At 73.4% G+C, this 15,602-nt stretch carries 10 protein-coding genes; 7 read left to right on the top strand and 3 right to left on the bottom strand.

What is annotated here, in order from left to right; translation table 11 throughout:
* Positions 1-25 precede the first annotated feature (25 nt).
* Positions 26-775 carry an ABC transporter permease gene (locus tag ABZY20_RS34110; RefSeq protein WP_356446902.1) on the bottom strand — a complete coding sequence of 250 codons (750 nt, stop codon included), beginning with the start codon at positions 773-775 and terminating at the stop codon, positions 26-28.
* Positions 772-1,683: an ABC transporter ATP-binding protein gene (locus tag ABZY20_RS34105; RefSeq protein WP_356446900.1), complete on the bottom strand. Its 912-nt coding sequence runs from the start codon at positions 1,681-1,683 to the stop codon at positions 772-774. Before ABZY20_RS34105 ends, ABZY20_RS34110 begins: the two co-directional genes overlap by 4 nt.
* A 229-nt stretch (positions 1,684-1,912) precedes the next feature.
* On the opposite strand from ABZY20_RS34105, the gene ABZY20_RS34100 reads away from it, so the two are divergent.
* From ABZY20_RS34100 to ABZY20_RS34080, 5 genes are all read left to right on the top strand, one after another.
* Positions 1,913-3,706, top strand: a complete 1,794-nt coding sequence (locus tag ABZY20_RS34100; RefSeq protein WP_356446898.1) for an ABC transporter ATP-binding protein — start codon at positions 1,913-1,915, stop codon at positions 3,704-3,706.
* Positions 3,703-5,556 (top strand): ABC transporter ATP-binding protein, encoded by a 1,854-nt coding sequence (locus ABZY20_RS34095; RefSeq protein WP_356446897.1) that lies wholly within the window; start codon positions 3,703-3,705, stop codon positions 5,554-5,556. The genes ABZY20_RS34100 and ABZY20_RS34095 overlap by 4 nt, the downstream gene beginning before the upstream one ends.
* Before the next feature lie 267 nt (positions 5,557-5,823).
* Positions 5,824-7,884 (top strand): M4 family metallopeptidase, encoded by a 2,061-nt coding sequence (locus ABZY20_RS34090; protein WP_356446895.1) that lies wholly within the window; start codon positions 5,824-5,826, stop codon positions 7,882-7,884.
* A gap of 216 nt (positions 7,885-8,100) precedes the next feature.
* Entirely contained in the window at positions 8,101-9,747 is a 1,647-nt protein-coding gene (locus ABZY20_RS34085) for a M4 family metallopeptidase (protein ID WP_356446893.1), read from the top strand.
* 70 nt (positions 9,748-9,817) lie between these two features.
* On the top strand, positions 9,818-10,339 hold the full coding sequence (locus ABZY20_RS34080; RefSeq protein WP_356446891.1) for a DUF1990 domain-containing protein: 522 nt from the start codon (positions 9,818-9,820) through the stop codon (positions 10,337-10,339).
* A gap of 75 nt (positions 10,340-10,414) precedes the next feature.
* Here ABZY20_RS34080 and ABZY20_RS34075 read toward each other — a convergent pair whose 3' ends face one another.
* Complete coding sequence (locus ABZY20_RS34075; RefSeq protein ID WP_356446890.1) at positions 10,415-13,030, bottom strand: glycosyltransferase family 1 protein; 2,616 nt, start codon at positions 13,028-13,030, stop codon at positions 10,415-10,417.
* Positions 13,031-13,310: 280 nt separating this feature from the next.
* Between ABZY20_RS34075 and ABZY20_RS34070 the strand changes: the two genes are divergently transcribed.
* On the top strand, positions 13,311-14,513 hold the full coding sequence (locus tag ABZY20_RS34070; protein ID WP_356446889.1) for a S8 family peptidase: 1,203 nt from the start codon (positions 13,311-13,313) through the stop codon (positions 14,511-14,513).
* A gap of 214 nt (positions 14,514-14,727) precedes the next feature.
* Positions 14,728-15,602 (top strand): maltotransferase domain-containing protein (locus ABZY20_RS34065; protein ID WP_356446887.1); only part of this gene is annotated, 875 nt, incomplete at its 3' end.

Below are 15,602 nucleotides of genomic sequence, written 5' to 3'. Positions count from 1 at the left end.
GTCGCGCCCCGCCCCGGACCCCGGCTCATTCCCAGCGGAACCAGCGGGCGGCCGACACCGAGAGCACAGCCGTCCACGCGGCGAGCACGCCCAGCAGCCCCCAGTCCGGCCACCGGCCCGCCGCGGCCTGGTCCAGGGCGCGCGCGGCGGCGCCGAACGGGGTGCCCACCACGACTCGGGCCAGCACGTCGGGCATGGCCGGCACCGGCACCCACACCCCGGCGCAGAACAGCATGGGGAAGACCGCCGCGGTCCCGGTCGCGGCCGCGCTCTTCGTGGTGCGGGCCCGGGCCGCGATCAACGCGCCGAGGGCGAGGGCGGCCGCCACGGCGAGGAGCAGCGCGAGCAGGTATCCGGCGGGCTGCCCGGGCAGCCGTACGCCGTGGGCCAGCCGTCCGGCCGCGAGCGTGATCAGCGCCGAGGCCAGGGCCGCGACCCCGTTCACCAGCATCTGGGCGGCCAGCAGGGAGGCGGGCCGGACGGGGGTGACGGACAGCCGCCGCAGGATGCCGAGTTCGCGGTAGCCGGTGAGGGCCGGCGGCATCGCCTGCACCCCGGCCATGACCAGGGCGACCAGGACGCACACGGGCACGTAGACGTCGACCGTCCGCAGTCCGCCGAGCCCGTCCTGAGCCTGGCGGAAGGACGGCAGCGAGCCGAGGACGCCCAGCAGGAGGGCGGGGAAGAGCAGGATCCAGAAGACGCTGCCCGGTTCGCGGCGGAAGAGCCGGAACTCCGTGCGCACGACGGCCGGGTGGAACAGGGCGGTGCTCATGCCGGGTCCTCCGTCAGCTCCAGGAACGCGTCGTCCAGCGTGGCGTCGGTGACCCGCAGCCGACGGGCGGTGAGGTGGCGGCGCGCCAGCAGGGACAGCACCGCGTCGAGGGTGTCGTCGGTGCCGGACAGCGTGATCCGGCCGTCGCGGCGGGCGATCCCGGCCAGGCCGGGCAGGTCGCGCAGCGCACGGTCGTCCAGCGGGGCGGACGGGGTGAAGCCGATGACGGTGGCGCCCGCCGCGCGGCGGATCAGCCCGGCCGGGGTGTCCAGGGCGGCGACCCGGCCCCGGTCGATCACCGCGATCCGGTCGCACAGCCGCCGCGCCTCCTCCATGACGTGGGTGACGAGCAGGACGGTGACGCCCCGGGCGCGCACCTCCTCGACGAGCTGCCAGGTCTCACGGCGGGCGCGCGGGTCGAGGCCGGTGGTGAGTTCGTCCAGGACGACGATCCGGGGGTCGCCGACCAGGGCGAGCGCGATGGACAGCCGCTGCTGCTGTCCGCCGGAGAGCCCGGCGAACCGCGTGTCCAACCGCTCCCGCAGGCCGAGCCGTTCGGCCAGCGGGCGCCAGTCGGCGGGGTGCGGATACAGCGCGCTGTACAGCTCCAGCGCCTCGCGGACGGTGAGCTTGGGCTGGAGCCGGCTCTCCTGGAGCTGCGCGCCCAGGACGCGGACGACCCGCTCGCGGTCGGCGACGGGGTCGAGGCCGGTCACGCGGACCCGGCCGGAGTCGGGGACGCGCAGGCCCGCCACGCACTCGACGGTGGTGGTCTTCCCGGCGCCGTTGGGGCCGAGGATCCCGAAGATCTCCCCTTCCTCCACGGCGAAGGAGACGCCGTCGACGGCGGGACGGCCGGCGTAGCTCTTGCGCAGCTCGGCGACTTCGATGACGGGTGCGGTGGGCATAGGGCGAGGGTCCCGGTGAGCGCGCGCCCGGCACATCGGCCGTTCCGCTCGAACAGCCCTCAGCCGATCGGCCGATAAGGCCGTACGACCCGCCCGGTGCCGCCGTGTCCTGCCGGGGGTCACCGTCGTACGGCCCGTCGAACACGCAGGTCGTAGGACTCAGGGCCGGCGCGGGGTCGGTCGAAAACCCGGTGGGCAGTGTCAGTGGTGAACCGTAGGCTCGCCGCTGATGGCCACCACCACCGCACCCGCCGAAAGCCGTTCCGCCGTGCGCACGTTGCTGCGCCTGTGGCCGTACGTCCGGCCCGTGCGGACCCGGCTGTTCACGGCCGCGTTCGTCGCGATCGTCGCCTCCTGCACGGGGCTGGTGATCCCGCTCGTGCTGAAGTGGATGGTGGACGGGCCGGTCGCCGGCCGGGACCCGGCCGGGGTGTGGCTCGGGGCGCTGCTCCTGCTGCTGCTCGGCTTCGCGGAGGCGCTGCTGTTCGGGCTGCGGCGCTGGCTGGTGGCGCGTCCGCTGTCGCACGTCGAGGCGTCGATGCGGGCGGAGCTGTACCGGCACCTCCAGCGGCTGCCGGTGTCCTTCCACGACCGCTGGGCCTCGGGGCAGTTGCTGTCCCGGGGGACGACGGACCTGATGCTGCTGCGCATGTTCCTCGCCTTCCCGCTGACGTTCCTGCTGGTCAACGGGGTGACGATCCTCGTCGGCGTGGTCATCATGCTGCTGCAGGACTGGACGCTGGGGCTGGTCATCTTGGGGCCCGCCGTGCCGTTGCTGCTCACCTGCGTGGTCTTCGAGAAGCGGTACGCCGCGGCGGCCCGGCGCGCCCAGGACCAGGTCGGCGACCTGACGACGGTGGTCGAGGAGAGCGTCCTCGGCATCCGCGTCATCAAGGGCTTCGGCCGCCACCGCAGCCAGGCGCGGGCCTTCCGCGAGCTGGCGCGGACCCTGCGCGGCACGGAGCTGCGCAAGGCGCGGCTGCTGGCGACGATCTGGGGCGTCATCGTGTCGCTGCCGGAGGTGGCCATCGGGGCGGCGCTGGTGGTGGGGGCCGTGCAGGTGGCCGACGGGAGCCTGTCGGCGGGCACGCTGGTGGCGTTCCTGTCCACGGCGCTGGCGTTGCGCTGGCCGGTGGAGTCGATCGGTTTCCTGCTGGCGATGAGCCAGGAGGCCGCCACGGCGACGGAGCGGTACTTCGAGGTGATGGACGAGCAGGCCGAGGAGACGGCCGCAGGACGGGGCCGCGGCGCGGCCGTCGCCGGGGACCGGGGGCTGCGCTTCCACGGCGTCACCTTCCGCTACCCCGACGCCGCCCCCGGCACCCCGCCCACCCTCCGCGACATCGACCTGCACATCCGGCCGGGCGAGTCCATGGCCCTGGTCGGAGCGACCGGCAGCGGCAAGACGACGCTCACCGCGCTCGTCCCCCGCCTGTACGAGGTGACCTCGGGCCGCATCACCCTGGACGGCACCGACATCGCGGGCCTGTCCCGCGAGGCCCTGCGCGCCAAGGTCGCCGTCGCCTTCGAGGAGCCCACGCTGTTCTCGGCCACGGTCGGCGAGAACGTCCTCATGGGCGCCGGCGCCGCCGCGGGCCGGGCCGAGCTGGAGCGCGCGCTGGCCGTGGCCCAGGCCGACTTCGTCCACGCCCTGCCGCAGGGCACCGGCACCCAGGTCGGCGAGCAGGGCCTCAGTCTCTCCGGCGGCCAGCGCCAGCGTCTCGCCCTGGCCCGGGCCGTCGTCGGGCAGCCGGAGTTCCTGGTGCTCGACGACCCGCTGTCCGCCCTGGACGTGCACACCGAGGCCGCCGTGGAGGCCGCCCTGCGGCAGGTGCTCGCGGACACGACCGCCCTGATCGTGGCGCACCGCCCGTCCACCGTGCTGCTCGCCGACCGCGTCGCGCTGCTGTCCGGCGGCCGGATCGCCGCGGTCGGCACCCACCAGGAACTGCTGCGCACCCACCCGGAGTACCGGCACCTGATGTCCGGAGCGGAGCCGGGGGAAGAGGAGGAAGCCCCATGACGGCGGCCACCACCGCACCGGCCGGCGGCGCGCCCGGCGACCCGGCGGCCCCTGCCCCGGGCGACTCCTTCGACCGGGACGTCCTGCCCACACCGCCGGGCGCGACCGCGGCCCTGCTGCGGTCCCTGCTCGCGCCCCTGAAGGCGCGGGTGGCGGTGACGACGCTGTTGCTGCTGCTCCAGCAGGCGGTCGTGCAGGCGGGCCCGCTGCTCGTGGCGTACGCCATCGACCGTGCCGTGCCGGCGTTCCGGGCGCGTGACCACGGGCCGCTGATCGCGGTGGGGGCCGGCTATCTGGCGTGCGCCCTGGCCGCGGGGGCGCTGCAGTTCGCCTTCATCGCCGCGGCGGCCCGCGTCAACCAGGACGTGCTGCTGGACCTCCGGGGCCGTATCTTCCGCCACGCGCAGGCGCTGAGCGTCGACTTCCACGAGCGCTACACGTCGGGCCGGCTCATCTCCCGCTCCACGACGGACGTGGAGTCGCTGCGCGAGCTGCTGGACGAGGGTCTGCAGGAGCTCGTGACGGTGGTCCTGTCCTTCGTCTACATCTCGCTGATGCTGCTCTGGCTGGATCCGGGTCTCGGGAGCGTGGCGGTGGCGTCCCTGGTGCCGCTGTACGGGCTCGTGCGGGTGTACCAGCGGCGGGCCGGGCGGGTGTACCGGGCGCGGTCGACCGCCATCGCGGCGGTCATCGTCAAGTTCGTCGAGACCATGAACGGCATCCGGCCGGTGCGCGCCTTCCGCCGGGAGGCGGCCAACGACGCCGACTTCGGCGCGCTCAACCGGCGGCACGAGCGGGCCAACGGCGACGCGCTGCTGGAGATGGCCCGCTACGTCACCGGCTCGCGGCTGATCGCGAACACGGCGGTCGCGGGGATCGTGCTGTGGGGCGCCCACCGGGTCGCGGACGGCACGCTGGCGCTGGGCGTGCTGGCGGCGGCCGTGCTGTACCTGCGGCGGCTGTACGACCCGATCGACCGGCTCGGGATGTTCCTCAACTCCTACCAGTCGGCGGCGGCCTCGCTGGAGAAGATCGCCGGGCTGCTGGCCCAGGTCCCGTCCGTGCCCGAGCCGGTGAGCCCCCGCCAGCTCCCGCCGCCGCGCAGCGAGCACCCGGGCCGGGAGGTCGTCTTCGACGGCGTCCGCTTCGGCTACCGCACCGGCGGCGAGGTGCTGCCCCGTTTCGACCTGACGATCCCGGCCGGGCAGACGGTCGCGGTCGTCGGCTCCACGGGCGCGGGCAAGTCGACGCTGGCGAAGCTGCTGGCCCGCCTCTACGACCCCTCCGGGGGCCGGGTGCTGCTGGACGGCGTCGACCTGCGCGACCTCGCCGTGCCCGAACTGCGGCGCGGGGTGGTCATGGTGACGCAGGAGGCGTTCCTCTTCTCCGGCACGGTCGCCGAGAACATCGCGATCGGCAGGCCGGACGCCTCGCGCGAGGAGATCGAGCAGGCCGCGAAGGAGATCGGCGCGCACGACTTCATCAGCGCCCTGCCGGACGGCTACGACACCGACGTACGCAAGCGGGGTGGCCGTATCTCGGCGGGCCAGCGCCAACTGGTGGCGTTCGCACGGGCGTTGCTCGCCGACCCCGCGGTGCTGATCCTCGACGAGGCGACCAGCTCGCTGGACGTCCCGGGCGAGCGAGCGGTGCAGCGGGCGATGGCGACGGTGCTGAAGGGCCGTACGGCCGTGGTCATCGCGCACCGGCTGTCGACGGTCGCGATCGCGGGCCGGGTGCTGGTGATGGAGCGGGGCCGGATCGTGGAGGACGGCCGTCCGGACGAACTCATCGGCGGGACGGGCAGGTTCGCGGACCTGCACCGGGCCTGGCGGGACAGTCTGGCCTGAGGCCCCGGCCGGGGGATGGCGGCGGGCGGGGTGACGTGGCGTACGGAGGCATACGGGGCGCGCCCGCCCGACCCGCAGGTGACGCGTCCGTATAGCGAACATGAACTTCCGGTCAACGAACCGTTTCCGGCCATTGTGTTGACGCGCTCCTGACAGAAAGCGCGGTCCCCTGCCACGCTTCCCACGACTGCTGCACAGCAACCCCACGGCAACACCTCCACATCTCCCCAGGCCGGGCGATCCCCGGTCCCGCAGAAGGAGTCAGTGTTGAGAAGCAGTTCCTCGCGAAGAGGCACCTCCCACAGACGCACTCCCCACACCCCCCGCCATACCGCGGCCGTGGCCCTCGCCGGCGTCGCCGCGCTGATCGCCGCCGCCGTGCAGAGCGGCACCGCCACCGCGGCCCCGGAGAAGGCACCGTCGGCCGCGAGCAAGGCGAACCCCGGCTCCGAGTCGGTCAGGCTCACCCCCGCCCAGCGCGCCGCGCTGCTCCGGGAAGCCGACGCGGACAAGGCGGAGACGGCCCGGGACCTGGGTCTGGGCGCCAAGGAGAAGCTGGTCGTCCGCGACGTCCTGAAGGCCCGCGACGGCACCCTGCACACGCGCTACGAGCGCACCTACGACGGCCTGCCCGTCCTCGGCGGCGACCTGGTCGTCCAGAGCACGGCGGCGGACCCCACCGCCTCCGTCGTGAAGGCCACCCGCGCCGCCGTCACGCCCGCCACGACGAAGGCCGCCCTGCCCGCGGCCAAGGCGCGGCAGCAGGCCCTGGCCGCGGGGAAGGCCGAGGAGGCAAAGGACGCGGGCATCAACCGCGCGCCGCGCAAGGTGATCTGGGCCGCGAAGGGCACGCCGGTCGTCGCCTACGAGACGGTCGTCGGAGGCTTCCAGCACGACGGCACCCCGCAGGAACTGCACGTGATCACCGACGCCACCACCGGCGAGAAGCTGTACGAGTGGGAGGCCATCGAGACCGGCACCGGCAACACGGTGTACTCCGGCACGGTGAACCTGACCACCACCCAGTCCGGGTCGGCGTACAACCTCACCGACGGCGCCCGCGGCAACCACAAGACGTACAACCTCAACCGCGGCACCTCCGGCACCGGCACGCTCTTCTCCGGCCCGGACGACGTCTGGGGCAACGGCAGCCCGTCCGACCTGGAGTCCGCGGGCGCCGACGCGCACTACGGCGCCGCGCTCACCTGGGACTACTACAAGAACGTGCACGGCCGCAGCGGTATCCGCGGGGACGGCGTGGGCGCGTACTCGCGCGTCCACTACGGCAACAACTACGTCAACGCCTTCTGGTCGGACAGCTGCTTCTGCATGACCTACGGCGACGGCTCGGGCAACGCCAACCCGCTGACGTCGATCGACGTGGCCGCCCACGAGATGACCCACGGGCTCACCTCGAACACGGCCGGGCTGAACTACTCCGGCGAGTCGGGCGGCCTGAACGAGGCCACCAGCGACATCTTCGGCGCGACCGTCGAGTTCTTCGCCGGCAACTCCTCCGACGTGGGCGACTACCTCATCGGCGAGGAGATCGACATCAACGGCGACGGCACGCCGCTGCGCTACATGGACAAGCCCAGCAAGGACGGCTCGTCCAAGGACGCCTGGTACTCGGGCATCGGCTCGATCGACGTGCACTACTCGTCCGGTCCGGCCAACCACTTCTTCTACCTGCTGAGCGAGGGCAGCGGCACCAAGACCATCAACGGTGTCACCTACGACTCGCCCACCTCGGACGGCCTTCCGGTCACCGGCATCGGCCGGGCGAAGGCGGAGAAGATCTGGTTCCGCGCGCTGACCACGAAGTTCACCTCGACCACCAACTACGCGGGCGCCCGCACCGGCACCCTCGCGGCCACCGGTGAGCTGTACGGCACCGACAGCGCCGAGTACAAGGCGGTCCAGGACGCGTGGGCGGGCGTGAACGTCGGCGCCCGCTCCGGCGGCGGAGGCGGCGGGGGCACGTCCTTCGAGAACACCGCCGACGTGGCGATCCCGGACCGGGGCGCCGCGGTCACGAGTTCGGTCACGGTCTCCGGCCGGACGGGCAACGCGCCCTCGAACCTCCAGGTCGCGGTCGACATCGTCCACACCTACATCGGTGACCTCAAGGTGGAGCTCGTCGCCCCCGACGGCACGGCGTACACGCTGAAGGGGTACGGCACCGGCGGCAGCGCGGACAACCTCGCCACCACGTACACGGTGAACGCGTCCTCCGAGGCGGCCAACGGGGTCTGGAAGCTGAGGGTGCAGGACAACGCGTCCTACGACACCGGCTACATCAACAGCTGGAAACTGACCTTCCCGTAAAGCCCGTTCGCCCGGCAGGGCCCCGCGTCAGGACGTCGCCCCGGTGGGTTCGAATCCCCCGGGGCGGCGTCCGCTTCCCGTGCGCCGGACGGTCGCCCCCACGTCGATTTCCGGCCAACATCACGGCCGACTCATGACATGTACGCGTCGCGAGTGCCACTCTTCCCCCACCCGCCGCACAGCACCGCAGTACCTCCCCCACACCTAGGAGCTTGTGTGAACTCCCCTGTCTACACGCGTCACAAGCGCACCACGCTCGCCGTCGCCACCGCCGTCGCGGCCGGCGCGCTGCTCACCACCGGTCTGACCTCCGGCAGCAGCGCCGCCGCCGACTCCGCGGGCAAGCCGGTGCTCGCCGCCGCCCCCGTGCTGCTCTCCGCGCCCGCCCGCACGGCCCTGATCCAGGAGCAGCAGGCGGACGCCTCGCGGACCGCCGACGAGATAGGCCTCGGCGAGCAGGAGAAGCTGGTCGTCAGGGACGTCGTGAAGGACCGCGACGGCACGGTCCACACCCGCTACGAGCGCACCTACGCCGGCCTGCCGGTCCTCGGCGGCGACCTCGTCGTGCACGAGTCGGCGTCCGGCGCGGCCAAGGGCGTCACCCGAGCGACGAAGGCCGCGATCAAGGTCGCCTCGCTCAAGCCGGCCGTCACCGCCGCCACGGCGAAGAAGCAGGCCGTGACCCTCGCCGAGGCCGCCGGCTCGGAGCGGACCGAGGCCGATGCCGCGCCGCGCAAGGTGATCTGGGCCGCCGCCGGCAAGCCCGTCCTCGCCTACGAGACCGTCGTCGGCGGCCTCCAGGAGGACGGCACCCCGAACGAGCTGCACGTCATCACCGACGCCGCCACCGGCAAGAGGCTCTACGAGTACCAGGGCATCGAGACCGGCACCGGAAACACCGCCTACAGCGGCACGGTGACCCTCACGACCACCAAGTCCGGTACCTCGTACACCCTCACGGACGGCACCCGCGGCGGGCACAAGACGTACAACCTCAACCGCGGCACCTCCGGCACCGGCACCCTCTTCTCCGGCCCGGACGACATCTGGGGCAACGGCAGCCCGTCCAACCTGGAGACCGCCGGCGCCGACGCCCACTACGGCGCCCAGGTGACCTGGGACTTCTACAAGAGCACCTTCGGCCGCAGCGGCATCCGCAACGACGGCAAGGCCGCGTACTCGCGCGTCCACTACGGCAACAACTACGTCAACGCCTTCTGGTCGGACAGCTGCTTCTGCATGACCTACGGCGACGGCTCGGGCAACGCCAACCCGCTGACCTCGCTCGACGTGGCCGCCCACGAGATGAGCCACGGCCTGACCTCGGCGACGGCCGGCCTCAACTACAGCGGCGAGTCCGGCGGCCTGAACGAGGCGACCAGCGACATCTTCGGCGCGGGCGCGGAGTTCTTCGCCAACAACTCCTCCGACGTCGGCGACTACCTCATCGGCGAGGAGATCGACATCAACGGCGACGGCACGCCGCTGCGCTACATGGACAAGCCCAGCAAGGACGGCTCGTCCAAGGACGCCTGGTACGCCGGCCTGGGCAGTGTGGACGTGCACTACTCGTCCGGCCCCGCCAACCACTTCTTCTACCTGCTGGCCGAGGGCAGCGGCGCGAAGACCATCAACGGCGTGCGCTACGACTCGCCCACGTCCAACGGCTCCACGGTCACCGGCATCGGCCGGACCAAGGCGCTGCAGATCTGGTACAAGGCGCTGACGACGTACATGACGTCGACGACCAAGTACGCGCAGGCCCGTACGGCGACGCTGAACGCGGCCTCGGCGCTGTACGGCGCGAGCAGCACCGAGTACAAGGCGGTCGCGGCCGCCTGGTCCGCCGTCAACGTCGGCTGACCTGGGCACGGCCCTGGGGGCGGCACCCGGAGCGGCAACGGCTCCGGGTGCCGCCCTACTCTTGGGGACCATGTCTTCGCAGGACTTCACCTACGCCGATGTCGGCGCCACCCGCGACGAGGGCTTCTGCCCCCCGGGCTTCCGTCCCATGACCGTGCGCACCCGTCTCGGCGAGGGCGAGGGCGTCTTCCGCCGCGCCGCGGAGGCGGTCCTGACCTGGGAGATGCACCGGGCCATGGGCGTGGGCATCGACACGAGCGCGGACCGCGCCGCCCCCGGGGTGGACGTCACCGTCACCCTGGCCGGCATGATCAAGGCCCCCTGCCGTGTGGTGTGGACGGTCGGGGAACCCCGCCGCGCCGGGTGGGCCTACGGCACGCTGCCCGGCCACCCGGAGAGCGGCGAGGAGTCCTTCGTCGTCGACCGCACGGGGGACGGCACGGTCTGGCTGACCGTGCACGCCTTCAGCCGGCCCGCCAAGTGGTACGCGAAGGCCGGCGGCCCGGCGACCCGGGGCTTCCAGCACGCCTACGCCCGCAGGTGCGGCAGTGTGCTGCGCGACCTCGCGACGCAGGGCGGCGCGCAGGACTGAGGGGCGCGGGGCTGTGCCGATGTGCGGCTCCGCCGCGTGCGCGGGACCAGGCCCCACGCCCCCCGGACGGCGAACTCACCGCATCAACAGCCCCGCGGCCGCCACCAGTTCCTCGGAGGGCCCGGCCACCAGGCCCAGCTCCGCACTCGACGCCAGCAACCGATGCGCGGGAAGGATCCGCACCGTGTACCCGAAGGGGCCGGTGCGGTCCAGGGACAACGGCCCCTCGTACACCCAGCGCCCGTCCTGGCCGGGACCCACGGCCTTCAGCGGCACGGCCGTCGCGTCCGCGATGCGGTCCTCCTCGTCCACCCGCCCCGAGACGACCTGCACCTCCACGTCGTCGGGCCCGAGGTCGCCGAGACCGACCAGGACCCGGAGCCCCAGCGTCGTCCCCAGCTCGGCGAGCGCCGCCACCGCGGACGTCTCGACGTGGTCGACCGTGACCCCCGGCCAGGCCGCCCGCACCCTGCCCTTCCACTCGGCGAGGTCCCGTGCCGCGTCCGGTCCCATGGACCGGTGGGAGAGCGCCGCCGGCGCGTAGAGCCGCTCGACGTACTCCCGGACCATCCGCCCGGCCAGCACCTTCGGCCCCAGCAGGCTCAGGGTGTGGCGGACCATCTCGATCCACCGGTCGGGCAGTCCGCTCTGCCCGCGCTCGTAGAAGCCGGGCGCCACCCGCTGCTCCAGCAGGTCGTACAGGGCCGCGGCCTCTATGTCGTCGCGGTGGTCCGGGTCGGTCCCCGCTCCGTCGGCGGTGGGGATGGCCCAGCCGAAGTCCGGCTGGAACCACTCGTCCCACCAGCCGTCCAGGACCGAGAGGTTGAGGCAGCCGTTGAGCGCCGCCTTCATACCGGAGGTGCCGCAGGCCTCCAGCGGCCGGAGCGGGTTGTTCAGCCAGATGTCGCAGCCCGGGTAGAGCTTCTGCGCCATGGCCATGCCGTAGTCGGGCAGGAACACGATCCGGTGCCGCACCCGGGGGTCGTCCGCGAACCGCACCAGTTCCCGCACCAGCCGCTTGCCGCCGTCGTCGGCCGGGTGCGCCTTGCCCGCGACGACGATCTGCACCGGCCGCTCGGGATGCAGCAGCAGGTCCATCAGCCGGTCGCGGTCGCGCAGCATCAGCGTCAGGCGCTTGTACGACGGGACGCGCCGGGCGAACCCGATCGTGAGCACGTCCGGGTCGAGCACGCCGTCGATCCAGCCCAGCTCGGCCGTGTGCGCCCCGCGCTGCCGCCAGGAGGCCCGCAGCCGCTCGCGCACCTCGGTCACCAGCTGCTCGCGCAGCACCCGCCGCAGGTCCCAGATCTCCTGGTCGGGGATGTCGGCGACGCTGTCCCAGCGGTCCGAGCCGCCGACGGTCAGCGCGTCCTCGGCGCGCTGGACGCCGATCTGCCGGGCGCCGAGCCGGAACACCTCGGGGGCCACCCAGGTGGGGGCGTGCACCCCGTTCGTCACGGACGTGATGGGCACCTCGTCGGCGTCGAAACCGGGCCACAGCCCGGCGAACATCTCCCGGCTGACCTGGCCGTGCAGCAGGGACACCCCGTTGGCCCGCTGGGCCAGGCGCAGGCCCATCACGGCCATGTTGAACAGGTTGGGCTCCCCGCCGGGGTAGGTCTCCATGCCGAGCCGGAGGATCCGCTCGACGTCGATGCCGGGCAGCTCGGCGTCCGGGCCGAAGTGGCGGGCGACCAGCTCGCGGTCGAAGCGGTCGATGCCGGCCGGGACGGGCGTGTGGGTGGTGAAGACCGTGCCCGCGCGGACCGCCTCCAGCGCGGAGTCGAAGTCCAGGCCCCCGGCGCACAGTTCGGCGATGCGCTCCAGGCCGAGGAACCCGGCGTGCCCCTCGTTGGTGTGGAACACCTCCGGCTCGGGGTGGCCGGTCAGCCGGCAGTACGTGCGGACCGCCCGGACCCCTCCTATGCCGAGCAGCATCTCCTGCAGCAGCCGGTGCTCGCTGCCGCCGCCGTAGAGCCGGTCGGTGACGCCGCGCTCGCCGAGGTCGTTCTCCTCGACGTCGGAGTCCAGCATCAGCAGCGGGACCCGGCCGACCTGCGCCAGCCAGATCCGGGCGTGCAGCCGTTTGCCGCCGGGCAGGGCGAGGGAGACCTGGGCGGGGGTGCCGTCGGGCTCCTCGAGCTGGGCGACGGGCAGCTCGTTGGGGTCGAGGACGGGGTAGTGCTCCTGCTGCCAGCCGTCGCGGGACAGGGACTGGCGGAAGTAGCCGTGGCGGTAGAGCAGGCCGACGCCGATCAGCGGGACGCCGAGGTCGCTGGCCGACTTGAGGTGGTCGCCGGCCAGGATGCCGAGGCCGCCGGAGTACTGCGGCAGGGCGGCCGTGACGCCGAACTCGGGTGAGAAGTAGGCGACGGCGGCCGGCAGGTCCTCGGGCTGGGTCTGGTACCAGCGGTCGCCGGTCATGTAGTCGTGCAGGTCGCCCGCGACCGCGGCGAGGCGGCGCAGGAACCGGCGGTCCCCGGACAGGTCGGCCAGGCGCGCGGGCGGCACGCTGCCCAGCAGCCGGACCGGGTCGCCGCCCGAGGCGGCCCACCGTTCGGGATCGACGGACTGGAACAGGTCACGGGTCTCCGCGTGCCAGGACCAGCGCAGATTGCGGGCCAGGTCGCTGAGCGGCCTGAGGGGTTCGGGGAGAACGGGCCGGACGGTGAATCGACGGATCGCCTTCACTTTCCACCTCGTCGCTGGATGACGCAGGGCTTTGACGCTGGGCTTCATCGACGTCACCTACGACAGTACCGGCGTGCGTGCCGCCCATGCCGACGCTCCGCCGCCCGGCCCTCGATCGGCCGGAACGGCACCATCGGCGTGATATGGCCGATTCCACCCCCATAGGCGTCCTTGTGGGGCTTCACGCGTCACGAGAGGCTGCCCCTGGCGTACCGCCCCGCGGCCGGCGCACGCGGCCCGCGCGGCAGCCGTACGCCGAGTCGAGGAGGGGAACGCGGACATGGCCCGGACGCGCATACGGCGTCTGCGCCGGCCGGGGGGCCTGGCCGCGGCGCTCTGCGCCGCGGCGTTGTCGGCCGTCACCCTGCCCGCGCACGCCGTACCGCAGGGGCGGCCGTCCGGCGCCGGAGGACCCGGCGCCGTGCACGGCGGCTATCTGGTGACACTGAAGGAGAGCCTGCGGGCCCCGTCGGCGGCCGGGCGCCGCCTCGCGGCGGAGCACGGGGTGCGGATCAGCCACACCTACGGCACGGTCCTGAACGGCTTCGCGGTCCGGGCCGACGCGGCACAGGCCAGACGGCTCGCCTCCGACCCCCGGGTCGCCTCGGTCGTCCCGGACACCCGCGTACGGCTGGAGCACACCCGGCGCGACCCGCCCCCGTGGGGGCTGGACCGCGTCGACCAGCGGGACCCGCCACTGGACCGGAGCTACACCGCGCCCAGAGCGGCGGGCGCGGGGGTGACCGTATACGTGATCGACACCGGAGTGCGGACCACCCACCGGGACTTCGGCGGCCGGGCGGGCCACGGCTGGGACTTCGTCGGGAACGACAGGACCGCCTCGGACGCCAACGGCCACGGCACGCACGTCGCCGGCACGGTCGCCGGGCGCACGCACGGCGTCGCCGGGAGGGCCCGGATCGTGTCCGTGCGCGTGCTCGACGCGGCCGGCCGGGGCACCACGGCCCGGGTGATCGCCGGGATCGAGTGGGTGACCCGGCACGCGAGGAAGCCCGCGGTCGCCAACCTGAGCCTGGGCGGTCCGCGCAACGAGCGGCTGGACGCCGCCGTGCGCGCCTCCATCGCCTCCGGCGTCGTCTACACGGTGGCCGCGGGCAACGGCGGCACGTCCGCCGGTCTCTCCTCGCCCGGCGGCGTCCGGCAGGCGATCACGGTCGGCGCGACCGACCGGAGGGATGCGAAACCGGCCTTCTCCAACCACGGTCCGGCGCTCGATCTGTTCGCCCCGGGCGTCGCGATCACGTCCGCGTCCGCCGCGAGCGACACCGCGCGGGCGACCTTCTCGGGTACCTCGATGGCGTCCCCGCACGCAGCGGGCGCCGCGGCGCTGTATCTGGCCGATCACCGACGAGCGACTCCGGCGCAGGTCAGCAGGGCTCTGACCGCGGCGGCGACGACCGGAAGGGTCTCCGGCCGGGGACTTGGTTCACCGGACAAGTTACTGCGGGTGCCGCGCGGGTAGGGGAAGCGGCAGTCACGTCTTGGGGCCGGCCTCGTCCGTCGCGGACGAGGCCGGTCTTGTGTGTCGACGTACGCGTGAGTAGTTAACAAAGTGCCGGATTGCCCACCCGAATAGGGTGGGAAGGCTCCTGCGGGTACCCCTCTCAGGAGCACCACGCAGGACCCACCTCCCCACAGTCATCCGCCCACCCACGTTGACGCGGACAGGAGCGGTCATGCCCGCCAAGCACCACTCGCCAGCACCCCCCAACCGCCGCACCACCGGGGCGCGCGCACCCGGCGGCGAAGCACGCCCCGCGCGCCCTGCCGACGCCGGACCGCCGTCCCCGCCACCCTCCCCGGCGCCGGAGGCGACGGCCGTCGGGCGCATACCCGTCCTCGACGTCCGGCCGGTCGTCCAGCACGGACGCCGGCCGGCCAAGGCCGTCACCGGCGAGACCTTCGAGATCTCGGCGACCGTGTTCCGGGAGGGGCACGACGCGGTGGCCGCCAACGTCGTGCTGAGGGATCCCGAGGGCCGACCCGGTCCGTGGACGCCGATGCGGGAGCTGGCGCCGGGGACGGACCGCTGGGGCGCCACGGTCACCGCCGGTGAGCCCGGTCTGTGGACGTTCACCGTGGAGGCGTGGGGCGACCCCGTCGGCACCTGGCGTCACCACGCGCAGATCAAGATCCCGGCGGGCATGGACACGGAGGTCGTCCTGGAGGAGGGCGCGCGGCTGTACGAGCGGGCGGCCGAGGGCGTGCCCGCGGAGGACGGCCTGCGGGACGTGGTCCTGGCCGCCGTCGACGCCCTGCGCGACGACGGCCGTCCGCCGGCCGCGCGGCTCGCGGCGGCGCTGACACCCGAGGTGGGCGAGGTCCTGGACCGCCATCCGCTGCGTGATCCGGTGAGCAGCAGCGAGCCCCTGCGGCTCCTCGTCGAGCGGGAGCGGGCACTGTACGGCTCCTGGTACGAGTTCTTTCCCCGTTCCGAGGGCACTAGGGAAGAGCCGCACGGCACCTTTCGCACGGCGGCCCGGCGGTTGCCGGCGATCGCGGCGATGGGGTTCGACGTGGTGTACCTGCCGCCGATCCACCCGATCGGCAC

This window comes from Streptomyces sp. NPDC006624 (genome assembly GCF_040611555.1).
Taxonomy (GTDB): Bacteria; Actinomycetota; Actinomycetes; order Streptomycetales; family Streptomycetaceae; genus Streptomyces.
This window is presented reverse-complemented; position numbering and strand designations above follow the sequence as displayed.

Coding starts and splice junctions, on each gene's coding strand:
- ABZY20_RS34110 (WP_356446902.1), bottom strand. CDS start 775: ATGAGCACCGCCCTGTTCCACCCGGCCGTCGTGCGCACGGAGTTCCGG.
- ABZY20_RS34105 (WP_356446900.1), bottom strand. CDS start 1,683: ATGCCCACCGCACCCGTCATCGAAGTCGCCGAGCTGCGCAAGAGCTAC.
- ABZY20_RS34100 (WP_356446898.1), top strand. CDS start 1,913: ATGGCCACCACCACCGCACCCGCCGAAAGCCGTTCCGCCGTGCGCACG.
- ABZY20_RS34095 (WP_356446897.1), top strand. CDS start 3,703: ATGACGGCGGCCACCACCGCACCGGCCGGCGGCGCGCCCGGCGACCCG.
- ABZY20_RS34080 (WP_356446891.1), top strand. CDS start 9,818: ATGTCTTCGCAGGACTTCACCTACGCCGATGTCGGCGCCACCCGCGAC.
- ABZY20_RS34070 (WP_356446889.1), top strand. CDS start 13,311: ATGGCCCGGACGCGCATACGGCGTCTGCGCCGGCCGGGGGGCCTGGCC.